Source organism: Vreelandella olivaria (assembly GCF_023507745.1).
GTDB classification, from domain to species: Bacteria; Pseudomonadota; Gammaproteobacteria; order Pseudomonadales; family Halomonadaceae; genus Vreelandella; species Vreelandella olivaria_A.
The window spans coordinates 183956-197178 of record NZ_JALPZO010000066.1; the positions used below are offsets into that span (position 1 = coordinate 183956).

Annotated in this window: 11 protein-coding genes; 5 read left to right on the plus strand and 6 right to left on the minus strand. The window is 51.1% G+C overall.

Annotated elements, in window-relative coordinates:
* Positions 1–44: 44 nt before the first annotated feature.
* Positions 45–890 carry a 23S rRNA (adenine(2030)-N(6))-methyltransferase RlmJ gene (locus HP566_RS06140; RefSeq protein ID WP_249976383.1) on the plus strand — a complete coding sequence of 282 codons (846 nt, stop codon included), beginning with the start codon at positions 45–47 and terminating at the stop codon, positions 888–890.
* Between the two features lie 3 nt (positions 891–893).
* Here HP566_RS06140 and mnmE read toward each other — a convergent pair whose 3' ends face one another.
* The 4 genes from mnmE to rpmH all read right to left on the minus strand — a co-directional run bounded on the left by mnmE (position 894) and on the right by rpmH (position 4718).
* Positions 894–2264, minus strand: a complete 1371-nt coding sequence (gene mnmE / locus HP566_RS06145) for a tRNA uridine-5-carboxymethylaminomethyl(34) synthesis GTPase MnmE (protein ID WP_249976384.1) — start codon at positions 2262–2264, stop codon at positions 894–896.
* A 100-nt stretch (positions 2265–2364) separates the two neighbouring features.
* Positions 2365–4053: a membrane protein insertase YidC gene (gene yidC / locus HP566_RS06150; protein ID WP_249976385.1), complete on the minus strand. Its 1689-nt coding sequence runs from the start codon at positions 4051–4053 to the stop codon at positions 2365–2367.
* 115 nt (positions 4054–4168) lie between these two features.
* On the minus strand, positions 4169–4570 hold the full coding sequence (gene rnpA, locus HP566_RS06155; protein ID WP_249976386.1) for a ribonuclease P protein component: 402 nt from the start codon (positions 4568–4570) through the stop codon (positions 4169–4171).
* Between the two features lie 13 nt (positions 4571–4583).
* Positions 4584–4718, minus strand: coding sequence for a 50S ribosomal protein L34 (rpmH, locus tag HP566_RS06160; RefSeq protein ID WP_009723348.1), 135 nt, complete (start codon positions 4716–4718; stop codon positions 4584–4586).
* A 534-nt stretch (positions 4719–5252) separates the two neighbouring features.
* On the opposite strand from rpmH, the gene dnaA reads away from it, so the two are divergent.
* The 4 genes from dnaA (at position 5253) to gyrB (ending at position 11542) form a co-directional block, all read left to right on the plus strand.
* Positions 5253–6719: a chromosomal replication initiator protein DnaA gene (gene dnaA, locus HP566_RS06165; protein WP_249976387.1), complete on the plus strand. Its 1467-nt coding sequence runs from the start codon at positions 5253–5255 to the stop codon at positions 6717–6719.
* A 50-nt stretch (positions 6720–6769) separates the two neighbouring features.
* Positions 6770–7873, plus strand: a complete 1104-nt coding sequence (dnaN, locus tag HP566_RS06170) for a DNA polymerase III subunit beta (protein ID WP_249976388.1) — start codon at positions 6770–6772, stop codon at positions 7871–7873.
* A gap of 105 nt (positions 7874–7978) precedes the next feature.
* Complete coding sequence (gene recF / locus HP566_RS06175; protein WP_249976389.1) at positions 7979–9082, plus strand: DNA replication/repair protein RecF; 1104 nt, start codon at positions 7979–7981, stop codon at positions 9080–9082.
* A 39-nt stretch (positions 9083–9121) separates the two neighbouring features.
* Entirely contained in the window at positions 9122–11542 is a 2421-nt protein-coding gene (gene gyrB / locus HP566_RS06180; protein ID WP_249976390.1) for a DNA topoisomerase (ATP-hydrolyzing) subunit B, read from the plus strand.
* Positions 11543–11611: 69 nt separating this feature from the next.
* On the opposite strand, the gene gmhB is transcribed toward gyrB, so the two are convergent.
* Positions 11612–12205: a D-glycero-beta-D-manno-heptose 1,7-bisphosphate 7-phosphatase gene (gene gmhB, locus HP566_RS06185; protein ID WP_249976391.1), complete on the minus strand. Its 594-nt coding sequence runs from the start codon at positions 12203–12205 to the stop codon at positions 11612–11614.
* Between the two features lie 7 nt (positions 12206–12212).
* Positions 12213–13010 (minus strand): hypothetical protein, encoded by a 798-nt coding sequence (locus tag HP566_RS06190; RefSeq protein WP_249976392.1) that lies wholly within the window; start codon positions 13008–13010, stop codon positions 12213–12215.
* Between the last annotated feature and the right edge of the window lie 213 nt (positions 13011–13223).

Sequence of the window (13223 nt, forward strand, 5' to 3'; positions counted from 1 at the left end):
GCTCACATAGCGGGCTTTTTACGTTTAACTGCTAGTGAGCTGCCATGCTGTCCTACCAACACGCTTACCATGCCGGTAACTTTGCCGACGTGCAGAAACATCTGACACTTTACGCGGTAATAGATCATCTATTACGTAAAAAATCAGCTGTTACATATATAGATACGCATGCGGGTAGAGGCCTCTATCCATTTGCGACAAAAGAGACACAGCGGTTGCAAGAGTACCGAGAGGGGGTCTGGCCGCTATGGCTGTTACGCAGCCAATTTTCCAATCCGCTGGTAAATGCGTGGTTAAAGACACTGGAAAGTGCCCAGCCAACCGTTGGTGAGTTTACCCACTATCCTGGTTCACCCTGGTGGCTGTCGCGCTCGTTACGTGAGCAGGACAGGCTCAGGCTGTTTGAGCTTCATCCAGGTGAGCATCAGCATTTGAACGCGCAATCACTGCCTAAGCAGGCGCAACGCATTTATGGGGATGGTTTAGTGGGGTTAAGCCATCAGGTACCGGTTGCGACGCCACGTTTATGCGTACTTATTGATCCCAGCTATGAACGCAAAGTCGAGTATCAGGAAGTGGTGGAAACCGTCGTATATACCATGGGAAAGGTACGCCATGCGGTGGTGATGATTTGGTATCCGTTATTACCGGCAGGCCATCATCACGCGTTGGTGATGGGGCTGAAAGAGAGCGGAATAAGGAAAATCTGGCAAAGCGAGCTGCAACTGCGTGAGCATAATGAGCAAACCCATGGTATGTACGGTAGCGGTATGCTGATTATCAACCCGCCCTGGGGGCTGGATGAGCACCTGGCTGCAGCAATGGCGCAAATTACACCACAGCTAGGTACCACAAGCCGCTACCATGCAGAATGGCTGGTAGCGGAGTAGGTCTCATTTACCGATGCAAAAGCTCCCGAATATTTCCCCCAGCAGATCATCAGCGCTGAATTCACCGGTAATTTCGCCTAAGGCGTGTTGGGCATCGCGCAGGTCTTCAGCCAACAGCTCACCTGCTCCGTAACCCTCCAGCTGGGCGCGTCCTGCTTCCAGTGCGGCCATGGCACGGTCCAGGGCATCCAGATGGCGACGACGTGCTGAAAAGCGTCCCTCTGTTGTGGCTGAGAAGCCCATGATGGCTTTGAGATGGCTTTTTAGGTTATCCACACCGGCTCCCGTTTTGGCGGAGAGACGCACAATAGGAGTGGTTGTGGATAAATCAGTGCCGGGTTGCTCAGCGCTGTTGTCAATTTTATTACGCACCAGGGTGAGGCGCTGTTGATCGGGCAGCCTGGCTACAAACTCTGGCCAAATGGCCATGGGGTCGGTGGCATCAGTGGTGGATGCATCCACCAGCAGCAGTACCCTGTCAGCTTTCTCTATCTCTTCCCAGGCGCGGGCAACGCCAATCTTTTCCACCGCATCGGGTGTGTCACGTAACCCGGCGGTATCAATAATATGCAGCGGCATCCCATCAATATGGATATGCTCCCTGAGCACATCCCGGGTTGTACCGGCGATATCCGTGACAATCGCCGTCTCCTGCTCGGTAAGTGCGTTAAGCAGGCTGGATTTGCCCGCATTGGGACGACCTGCGATAACGACGCTCATGCCTTCACGCAGCAGGGCGCCTTGGCCGGCTGACCTGCGCACCTCCGTTAACGCCTGCTGAACTCCCTCCAAGTGATGGGCAACATGGCCATCGGCAAGGAAGTCGATCTCCTCTTCTGGAAAATCGATGGCGGCTTCGACATATACACGAAGCTCAATAAGCCGTTGTACCAATGCGGAAACTCGCTGTGAAAACTCACCCTGGAGTGAGCGAACGGCGTTTTCTGCTGCCGACCGGGAAGTGGCATCAATCAGGTCGGCAATGGCTTCTGCCTGGGCAAGGTCTAACTTGTCATTGAGAAAAGCACGCTCAGAAAATTCACCGGGGCGTGCTAACCGGGCCCCCAGGTGAACGCAGCGCTCAAGCAGCATATCCATGATCACTGGCCCGCCATGACCCTGCAGCTCTAACACGTCCTCGCCGGTAAACGAGTGCGGTCCGTTAAAAAGCAGTGCGATCCCTTCATCAATAGCATCTTCAGCGCCGTTAAAGGGGCCATAGTAGGCGTGGCGTGGGGTAGGGCAGTGTCCAAGTATAGCGGTGGCGATATCACGGCAGGCAGGGCCTGATACGCGGATAATGCCGACACCGCCACGGCCAGGTGGCGTTGCCAGGGCGGTGATGGTGTCCTGGGTATAAAGTCGTTCGGCCACGGCGTTTCTCGTTTGTGGGTTAAAGAGGATTGTGAAGTTCTTGGGCCTAAAACGCCAGACCCCCGCAAAGGCGGGGGTCCGGTGAAGTGAGGAAAGCGTATTACTTGGTTCGCATACCTTTGCCCACGTTCGGGTCTTTTTCAATATTTCGCGTGATCACATACTGCTGCGCTACGGAAATAATGTTGTTGACTACCCAGTAGATAACCAGACCTGCTGGGAACCACAGGAAGAAGAACGTGAAGATAATCGGCAGCATCTTCATGATCTTCGCCTGCATGGGGTCGGGCGGTGTGGGGTTCAGCAATTGCTGAACATACATCGACACGCCCATCAGGATTGGCAGAATAAAGTAGGGGTCTTTAACCGACAGATCCTGGATCCAGAACATGAACGGCGCATGGCGAAGTTCAACCGACTCAAGCAGCATCCAGTACAGCGCGATAAACACCGGCATTTGTACCAGAATCGGCAAGCAGCCACCCAAAGGATTAATCTTTTCCTTTTGGTAGAACTTCATCATCTCCTGAGACATTTTCTGGCGGTCATCGCCATACATCTCTTTGAGACGCTGCATTTCCGGGCCAAGCTTACGCATCCGCGCCATCGACTTGTACGCCTTGGCGGAGAGCGGGAACAGTGCCAGCTTCACCAGTAACGTCAGCAATACAATCGACCAGCCCCAGTTACCAACCACATCATGGATTTTGTCCAGCAGCCAGAACAGAGGGTTGGCGATAAACCATAGCCAGCCATAGTCAACCGTCAGACGCAGGTTCGGGGCGACCTGCTCAAGGTAGTCCTGAACTTTAGGGCCCATATACAGCGTTGCGCTCAGGGTCGCTTCGCCATTGGCTGTGACAGTGCTGGTGGGACCTGCAAATGCGGCTACATTGCGGCCACGGGAGTCGGTGGTCGCGTAGTAGAGGTTTTGCTGATTTTGTGCAGGCGCCCAGGCAGATACAAAGTAGTGCTGGATAATAGCAACCCAGCCACCCTGAGCTTCACGGTTTTCGAAGCGGCCACGCTGAATATCGTCAAAATCGATTTTATCGTAGCGCGTATCAGGTGTTGAATAGGCAGCCCCTATGTAGGAACTCATACCCATTGCGACACCGCTGGATGGGTCTGGACTGTTATCGCGGGCAAGCTGCCCAATAAAGCGTGCACTTACAGGATCATCTGTATTGTTAGCCAGGAAGTAGCTAACATCGACCGCATAGCTGCCACGTTCAAACGTCAGCCGCTTGATCACATCAACACCATTGACGTCGGCTGTCAGATCAACGTTGAGTTGGTCATCATTATTGCCTAAACGGTATTCGGTGCGCTCCGGTGTAAATACGATGCGGCTGGCTTGGCCATCAATCTGCAGCCCAGAGCGAGCAACATAGCTGCGTGTAGCATTATCAGAAAGCAGCACGTAGTTACGGTCTGAATCCAGCGTCAGCTTATGCTGAGGCAACGCAGCGTAAACGATATCACCGCCATGGGGATCAATACGCACGTCGAGAACGTCGGTAGAGACAGCAATAAAGTCACGGCTTGCTGTTTCACTCTCTGTCTCGCCCGGCATGTCCTCGCTAATGGCACTCTGAGGAGTCGACACACTGGGAACAGCCAACTCATCACCATTACCGGCGTTGCCGTTCTGTGCCCCATTACTGCTTTGGGTAATGTCAGGCGTCGAATCGTAGGTTGTCTGCCCGTAATCCTGATTCCACTGTACAACCAGTAAATAGGCGAGTACCGCCAGTGGTATCAGTAATAAAAGTCGTTTTACGTCCATGAGGGTTCTGCCCGATGGGTGGTGAACATGCTAATGGCGCAGTGTCATTTACTCGACCCATGACACACGAAAGCCTGCCAGGCGGCAGGCCGAGGTCGAGCGGCGAGGTGTGTCGTCAAGTGTCACGTGTTATGCCTGCTAATAGCGGAGGCGTAGCTACTGCCAGGGCATCACGCTGCAGTCGTTTCCACATACCGTCTAACTGACGGTATAGCGTTTCGTTATCAATATCCTGCACACCACGCTTAGCCAGAACCACTATATCCACAGAGGGTAAGTGATCTTGACGCAGCCGGACGGACTCTCTAACGAGGCGTTTGAAGCGGTTGCGATCAACAGCGAGCTTCACATTTTTTTTGCTGACTACCAGTCCAACGCGAGGGTGACCCCGAGTATTCAAGCGTGCTAGCGCCATCATACCTTTGCCATGAACCTTTAAGTCTGCTTGTTCAAACACGTGACTAAAATCCCCAGCGTTTAGCAAACGTAAGCACCGGGGAAAGCCTTGATGCGGCACACGCAATCCGAGATCAGGCGCTCAGACGCTTGCGGCCTTTGGCGCGGCGGCGTGCGATAACGGCACGGCCGTTTTTGGTTGCCATACGAGCACGGAAGCCATGCGCGCGCTTGCGCTTGAGAACGCTGGGTTGAAAAGTGCGTTTCATAACTCGTTATTCCCACGTGGTTTAGGACGGAAAGTGAATTCCAAAAGACCCGGTCCAGTGAGGAGCTAGCCGGGTAGATTTAATTCAAGACCGGAAATTGTAGAGACTTCCCGCGTCGGGTGCAATTTTTCCTTGCACAAAAAGCATCAAAAAGGCAATGGCGATTTCGCTGACCGCTAGTCCATTGCTTGAACAAGACCCACTATTATTACTAATTAAGTAGTTTAAAACCTACTGTTATTAATAGTGGGGATACAAATTGTGGATAAGCCATTTATTATCAAATTTATCAACAGATTAAAATCATAAAAAATCTGTGCATAAACATAGAATAAGAACTAAATAAGCTGTGAATTAGGTGTGATCAATGGATATGAACCCATCCATTTATGGCTTTATCCTCATCCCCTCCCAGGCTTTTCCCAATAGCTTACGAAAAGTTGTCCACAGGCCAAAAAGAGCCTTGAGTCCGTGTGGATAACCGCTTCGTTGAGCGCTACAATGGTCGGCCGTTTTCAACCGATGGTGAGATGAGTGTCACTCGCGCTTTGGCAACAGTGCCTGGACTACTTGCAGGACGAACTGAATTCACAGCAGTTCAATACCTGGATACGTCCTTTGCAGGCAGAAGAAGGAGGGTCCAATGAGCTGCGCTTATTGGCGCCGAACCGCTTTGTGCGCGACTGGGTGAGTGATAAGTACGCTAAACGGATAAGTGAATTGATCCGTGAGCTTGCGCCCTCCAAGCCTCCCAAAGTCAGTTTAACGGTGGGTAGCCGACGCCCCGCGTCACCAGCGCCACAACCCAGAGAGCTAGGCAACCCTGTCTCGGCTGCACCTTCTCAGCCAACGGCACCAGCTATACATACGCCACCACGTGGTGATATCGCGGATGAACGGGAGATAGATCAACTGCGTGAAGAGATACCTGGTCGGCGTGCTAATGAGCGTCAGGTACAGGTCGAGGGCAGTCTGAAGCATAATAGCGGCCTCAATCCTAATTTTACTTTTGATACCTTTGTTGAAGGTAAATCGAACCAGTTGGCCCGTGCGGCCTCCCGTCAGGTTTCAGAGAATCCTGGTGGTGCCTATAACCCGTTGTTTTTATATGGTGGCGTTGGTTTAGGTAAAACCCACTTAATGCATGCGGTCGGTAATGCGTTAGCTGGTCGTCGTGAAAACGCCCGGGTGGTTTATCTGCACTCAGAACGCTTTGTTGCTGATATGGTAAAAGCATTGCAGCTAAACGCGATTAATGATTTCAAGCGCTTTTATCGCAGTGTCGATGCCTTATTAATTGATGATATTCAATTTTTTGCAGGGAAAGAGCGCTCACAGGAAGAGTTTTTCCACACCTTCAATGCTCTTTTGGAGGGGGGGCAGCAGATGATCCTCACCTCGGATCGTTATCCTAAAGAGATCAGTGGTGTTGAAGAGCGTTTGAAATCGCGCTTTGGATGGGGGCTCACCGTTGCAATTGAACCGCCGGAGCTTGAAACCCGGGTGGCTATTTTGATGAAAAAAGCCGATCAGGCTAACGTTGATTTACCCCATGATGCCGCTTTCTTCATTGCTCAAAAAATTCGCTCCAACGTACGTGAACTTGAAGGTGCGCTTAAAAAAGTCATTGCTGACTCCCATTTTATGGGTAAACCCATTACGCAGGACTTTATCCGCGAATCACTGAAGGATCTTCTCGCACTGCAAGATAAGCAGGTGGGGGTCGATAATATTCAGCGAACAGTGGCAGAGTATTACAAAATTAAAGTGGCAGATTTGCTATCCAAGCGGCGTTCGCGTTCTGTCGCACGGCCCAGGCAGGTCGCTATGGCGCTAGCAAAAGAGCTTACCAATCATAGTCTACCGGAAATAGGTGATGCTTTTGGTGGGCGTGATCATACGACGGTGCTGCATGCCTGTCGTAAGGTTAAAGCATTGCAGGAAGAGAGTGCGGATATTCGCGAGGATTACAAAAATCTGCTGCGTCTGTTAACCAGTTAACCCTTGTTGTAGGTCGCATAGGCCTTACAGGATATAAAACCGGAGTATTGATGAAATTTTCAATTTCCCGAGAGGCGCTTCTGCGTCCACTGACTCTGGTGGCGGGCGTGGTAGAAAGGCGCCAAACGTTACCTGTGCTCTCTAACGTATTGATTGAAGTTGAGGGTGATCAAGTTGCGCTCACTGGAACCGATCTTGAGGTCGAACTGGTAGGGCGTACGGTTGCCAGCCAAGTGGATCAGGAGGGGGCGGCAACGGTTCCCGCGCGTAAGCTGATGGATATTTGTAAGTCTCTGCCTGACCAGTCAGAGATTCAGCTTGGTGTTGAAGAGGGAAGAGCCGTCCTGCGTAGCGGACGTTCGCGCTTTACGCTCTCAACGTTACCAGCAGCCGAATTCCCCAATATTGAAGATGCTGATGGCAGCCAAGAGCTAAGTGTGCCCAGGGGTACACTAAAGCATCTGATTGAGGCGACTTCTTTTGCCATGGCTCAGCAGGATGTTCGTTACTACCTAAACGGCATGCTGCTTGAAATTCAGAGTAATTTACTGCGTACTGTCGCTACCGATGGTCACCGCCTGGCAATGTGCTCACGGCCAATTGATGTGGTTGTTAGCCAGTCACAAAAGTTGATTGTGCCACGTAAGGGTATTCTGGAACTGTCGCGTTTACTGGACGATAGCGATGAGCCAGTCAGCTTAACGCTGGGGGCTACTCACGTGCGAGCCCATACGGGTGATTTCACTTTTACGTCCAAGCTGATTGACGGCAAGTTCCCTGACTATGAGCGTGTTGTGCCACGTAATGGCGATAAGGTCCTGATCGCTGAGCGTGCCGAGTTACGCCAGGTATTGTCACGTACGGCGATTCTTTCCAACGAGAAGTACCGTGGGGTACGTCTTTACCTTGAGGAAGGCAACCTTAAGGTGATGGCAAACAACCCTGAGCAGGAAGAAGCCGAAGAGAATGTGGCTGTTGAATATAATGGTAGCGCTATGGAGGTCGGTTTTAACGTTGGTTACTTGGTAGATGTCCTTTCCGTACTGGATGAAGATCGGGTTCAAATGACATTGGCTGATCCAAACAGTAGCGCGCTGTTGGAAGAGCCGGGTGGTGGCGATGCTCTCTATGTCGTTATGCCGATGCGCTTATAACAGCTTTAAGCCTTTTGGTAGAGCGGCGCTTCTGACAGCAGAAGCGCCGTTTTCACGTTTGGCACGGATGACAAGATTAATGGTCTTATCAGGCAGCAACCGTTAATGAGCATGACACGATTAAGTCTTCAGGGCTTGCGCAATCTGGCGCCACTGGACATGTCTCCTTCACCCCGCATCAATGTGATTTATGGCGTTAATGGTAGTGGCAAAACAAGCCTGTTGGAGGGGATTCATATTTTAGGGATGGGGCGCTCTTTTCGCACCCGTCAGCTTAAGCATGCTATTCAAGCTGAAGCACCCTATATGACGCTCTACGGGAAGCTGGCTGGTGACCCCGAGGTTACCCTTGGGGTTAGGCGGTTGCGTGCTCAGAGAGAGCTGGAGCTGCGTCTGCGAGGTGATAAAAGTGTGCGTTTGGCTGATTTGGTTGAAGCCATGCCATTGCAGCTGATTAACCCAGATGCCTTTCGTTTACTGGAAGGTTCTCCCGCAGGCCGGCGTGAATTTTTGGACTGGGGAGTGTTTCACGTGAAACACCACTTTCTGGATGCATGGAAGCGTACGCGTCGAGCGGTGAAACATCGGAATGCATTGCTCAGGCGTGGTAGAATAGACCCCAGCGAAATCTCAGTATGGGAGCAGGAGCTGGCCATATGGGGCGAGCAAATGGATGTACTGCGCCGCGCGTGGTTCAGTGATTTTCTGCCTGTTTTTGAACAGACGCTTGAACAGCTGCTGCCTGTACCAGGCTTAACACTTCGTTATGCCCGGGGATGGGATAAGCAGAGATCTTTAGCCGAGGTATTACGAGATAGTCGTGAAACCGATCTACAAATGGGTTTTACCCAACAGGGGCCTCAGCGAGCGGATCTGCGAATTCGGCTTAATAAACAACCCGCTGTTGAAGTGCTTTCCAGAGGCCAGCAGAAGCTGGTGGTAAGTGCCTTAAAGCTAGCCCAGGGGCGGCTTCTGGAAAGCACAGCAAAGCGGCACTGTATTTATCTGATTGACGATTTACCTGCGGAGCTGGATGAACGTCATCGCCTTCGATTTTGTAAATTACTGGAAGATATGCAGTGCCAAGCATTTATTACCAGCGTCGACCCCACCGCTTTAAGCGGTATGTGGCAGCCCGAAACAGCAGTCGCCATGTTTCACGTGAAACATGGCGCGCAAGGGTTAAGCCAGTTATTAACGGATGGGTAGGCGACACGGAATGAGACAGACTTCACGACGGAGTGGTCAATGAGCGAGCAGGCTTACGATTCATCAAGCATCAAGGTGCTCAAAGGGCTAGACGCAGTGCGTAAGCGTCCAGGTATGTATATCGGTGATACCGACGATGGCACCGGGCTGCACCATATGGTTTTCGAGCTGGTGGATAACTCCATCGATGAAGCTTTGGCAGGCCACTGCAGCGAAATTCGAGTGGTCATCCACCCGGATGAATCGGTAACCGTGAGCGATAACGGTCGGGGTATCCCAACCGAACTGCACGAGGGTGAAGGCGTCTCGGCTGCTGAAGTTATTATGACGGTCCTGCACGCTGGTGGTAAGTTCGACGATAACTCATACAAGGTATCGGGTGGACTTCACGGTGTCGGTGTTTCGGTAGTTAATGCGCTTTCCGAAGAGCTGCGTCTAACTATTTGGCGTCAGGGTGAAGTGTTTGAGCAGATTTACCACCATGGTGTGCCGCAAGCGCCACTGGGTGTTGTGGGGAAAACGGAAAAAAGCGGTACCCGCGTACATTTTCGCCCATCACCTGCCACTTTTGCCAATATAGAGTTTCATTACGATATTCTGGCCAAACGGTTGCGCGAACTCTCTTTCTTAAACTCTGGTGTCGCTATTCGTCTAATGGATGAGCGTAGCGGCAAAGAAGAGTTGTTCCATTATGAAGGTGGTTTAAAAGCATTTGTTGACCACTTAAATAAGAACAAGACGGTTTTAAACCCTGTATTCCACTTCAATGCTGTGCGTGAAGATGGCGTCGAAGTTGAAGTGGCCATGCAGTGGAGTGATGCATTTACCGAAAACATTTTCTGCTACACCAATAATATTCCTCAGCGGGATGGCGGTACGCACCTGGCTGGCTTCCGGGCAGCGCTTACCCGTACGCTGAATCACTATATTGAAGCGGAAGGGCTGCTTAAAAAAGCCAAGGTGAATACGTCTGGGGATGATGCTAGAGAAGGGTTGACAGCGATTATTTCCGTAAAAGTGCCCGACCCGAAATTCTCTTCACAAACCAAAGATAAACTGGTTTCCAGTGAAGTTAAAACAGCGGTTGAGCAGGAAATGGGCCGCCTGTTTGCTGAATACCTGATTGAAAAACCGAGTGAAGCAAAGTCCATCGTCAATAAGATGCTGGACGCCGCCCGTGCGCGTGAAGCAGCCCGTAAAGCGCGTGATATGACCCGCCGTAAAGGTGCACTGGATATAGCGGGGTTACCGGGCAAGTTGGCTGACTGCCAAGAGAAAGATCCCAGCCAGTCTGAGCTTTACCTGGTGGAGGGTGACTCAGCAGGGGGCAGTGCCAAACAGGGGCGTGATCGTCGTACCCAGGCCATTTTGCCGTTGAAAGGTAAAATCCTGAACGTCGAAAAAGCGCGCTTTGATAAAATGCTCTCCTCAGCAGAGGTGGGTACACTCATCACGGCTCTGGGGTGTGGTATTGGTCGCGAGGAATTTAACCCCGATAAGCTGCGTTACCACTCAGTTATTATCATGACCGATGCCGATGTGGATGGCTCGCACATCCGTACGCTGCTGCTGACCTTCTTCTTCCGACAGATGCCTGAGCTTATCGAGCGTGGGCACATCTTCATTGCCCAGCCTCCGCTTTATAAAATTAAGCGTGGTAAGCAAGAGCTTTATTTGAAAGATGAGCAGGCGATGATCGACTACCTAACCACCACCGCACTGGATGGGGCCGGGTTATATGTAAATGCTGATGCTCCAGGTATCGCCGGGTCCCAACTTGAAGCACTGGTTAATCAGTATCGCAATGTTATGAAGCGTATTGACCGGCTTGCCAGGGTGTATCCGATTGAGGTGCTTAAACAGGTTGTTCACACGACGCCGCTTCAGGGTGAGGCGAGCCTTAAAGACCGCGTTACCATGGAAAACTGGATTGCTGAGCTGCAGAAAGCCATGGATGACAAGGTAGCCTATGAAGGTGGCCCTCGTTACCACTTCTACCTGCAGGAAGACAGTGAGCGCGGACTGCAGTTGCCAGCTGTCTCGCTAATTGCCCATGGCGTTACCACTGAGTATGTATGGGGTCTGGATTTCTTTGAAAGCGCCGATTACCGTGCTATTGCAGGTCTAGGCGAAACGATTAATGGGTTATTGGAAGAGGGCGCCTATATCGCTCGTGGAGAGCGCCAGAAGCAGGTTGCACACTTCTCTCAGGTGATAGCGTGGTTGATGCAGGAAGGCCAACGTGGGCTCTCTGTTCAGCGCTATAAAGGCCTTGGGGAGATGAATCCTGATCAGTTGTGGGAAACCACGATGGATCCGGATAGTCGCCGTATGCTACGGGTTACCATCGAGGATGCTGTTGCGGCCGATATGATGTTTAACACCTTAATGGGTGATGAAGTTGAGCCTCGCCGTGATTTCATTGAAACCAATGCATTGGTGGCTAACCTCGACGTCTAGAATGTTTCACGTGAAACATTACGGTAAGCTAGTACGATGACGCCGTTTCCCACAGAGGAACGGCGTTTTTTATGGCGTCATGTTTTGTTGGCAAAGCCAGTTGGTAAAAGCAGCAAGGTCAGGGAAAACCTTTGCTTTCTCAAGGCCGATATTGTTTGCCAGTGTCTTTTCACCCTTGCCGGTTGTAACCAGTACGCTGTGACTACCCACTGCATCGCCTGCCTGAAGATCGCGCAGGCTATCACCTACCATCCAACTGCCTTTCAGGCTCTGCATACCTAACCGCTGCTGAATCTGTAACAGTAAGCCAGGTAGAGGTTTACGGCATTCACACTGATCATGCGGCCCATGGGGGCAGTAAGCGATATATGCAATGCGTCCACCTTCCGCTTCGACAAGGGTGTTTAAGCGCTCATGCATGGTGTGAAGTGTCGCTTCATCATAATACCCTCGTGCAATGCCGGACTGGTTGGTGGCGACGACAACGGTAAAGCCTGCCTGGTTGAGCTTGGCAATAGCAGCGATTGAAGAAGGGTAGGGGATCCACTCATCAAGCGACTTAATATAAGCATCGGAGTCGTAATTAATGACTCCGTCGCGGTCTAAAATCACCAGCTTATCAGGCGGCGGTATGCAAATGGGAGTTTTGGAAGTTGGTTGCATTAATGCTCTACTTTGATCGCAATTGTTGATCTAACACAGACAGCGCATGAAGTGTAATGGCAATTTTCTTTCCATCACTACCAAGGCGCCGGAAAGGAAAACGCTTTAAACGCAAAAGGCGGGGCAGTGTAGCAAGAAAGTTTTCTCGAACTTCAGGTTGTGCCTGGCTTAATCCATCAATTAACGCTGGCATCAGCCGTTCGCGATGAAGCTGTCGTTTACTGAGTTTGCCATAAAGCGAAAAAATAAAGCAGTGCCAATCCCTGACCTTGCAGTCAGTAAGAGGGTGGTACTCACCGGGGTCGGTCTCGAAATCAATAAATACCACGCCTTCCTTATTAACTAATATGTTGCGTGCAAATGCCTCACTAAGATAGCACTCCCGAGCATGTACATCGTTCAGTGCCTGAGTGCTCAGCACCAAGTAGTGATCAATTTCGTCGGCGTTTTGTGTCGTAATTAGCTTGTCCAATAGGGTTTGCGAGGGTTCTCCTTCACTGCCCGCATCTGCCAGTAATAGCGCCTGTGGAGACTCTGCCAATATGGTGGGTACTGCAATGCCTGCCTGTGACAAAGATTTAATCCGGGCTGCTTCCTGGATAACGCTCTGCTCTCCACCCAGGTTAGGTACTGGCTTGAGCGCTTCAATACGAAGCAAACGGGCCAACAAGCTTAGTGGTAGATAAGCAAGGCGTGAGTTTCGTTTGGCCGCTTTTTTTAGCCATACCTTCTGTCCATCCACATTATAGGAAGCCATATTGGCTTGTTGTTGGGGTAGGGTATCGAAAAGGAAAAGATCATACATTGGCCAACTCCATGGCGAAGCAAATTTCGCTAGCTCGCCCTGAATTAAGACAAGACGCTTAGTTTAAATGTTTCATTAATTTTACCTTGTTGTTTCACGTGAAACAAAAAATGGCCGGGAGCGATTTTTCATATCGCGGAGCGATAACCGAAGGTGACTGCCATGGACGGGGCCTAGTCATAACAAAAAAATTGTTGGGGTTTATTACGACGG

Bases quoted from the DNA above. Each gene is read 5' to 3' on its own strand.
- yidC (WP_249976385.1), bottom strand. From the start codon at position 4,053: ATGGACGTAAAACGACTTTTATTACTGATACCACTGGCGGTACTCGCC.
- gmhB (WP_249976391.1), bottom strand. From the start codon at position 12,205: ATGCAACCAACTTCCAAAACTCCCATTTGCATACCGCCGCCTGATAAG.
- rpmH (WP_009723348.1), bottom strand. From the start codon at position 4,718: ATGAAACGCACTTTTCAACCCAGCGTTCTCAAGCGCAAGCGCGCGCAT.
- gyrB (WP_249976390.1), top strand. From the start codon at position 9,122: ATGAGCGAGCAGGCTTACGATTCATCAAGCATCAAGGTGCTCAAAGGG.
- dnaN (WP_249976388.1), top strand. From the start codon at position 6,770: ATGAAATTTTCAATTTCCCGAGAGGCGCTTCTGCGTCCACTGACTCTG.
- recF (WP_249976389.1), top strand. From the start codon at position 7,979: ATGAGCATGACACGATTAAGTCTTCAGGGCTTGCGCAATCTGGCGCCA.
- HP566_RS06140 (WP_249976383.1), top strand. From the start codon at position 45: ATGCTGTCCTACCAACACGCTTACCATGCCGGTAACTTTGCCGACGTG.
- HP566_RS06190 (WP_249976392.1), bottom strand. From the start codon at position 13,010: ATGTATGATCTTTTCCTTTTCGATACCCTACCCCAACAACAAGCCAAT.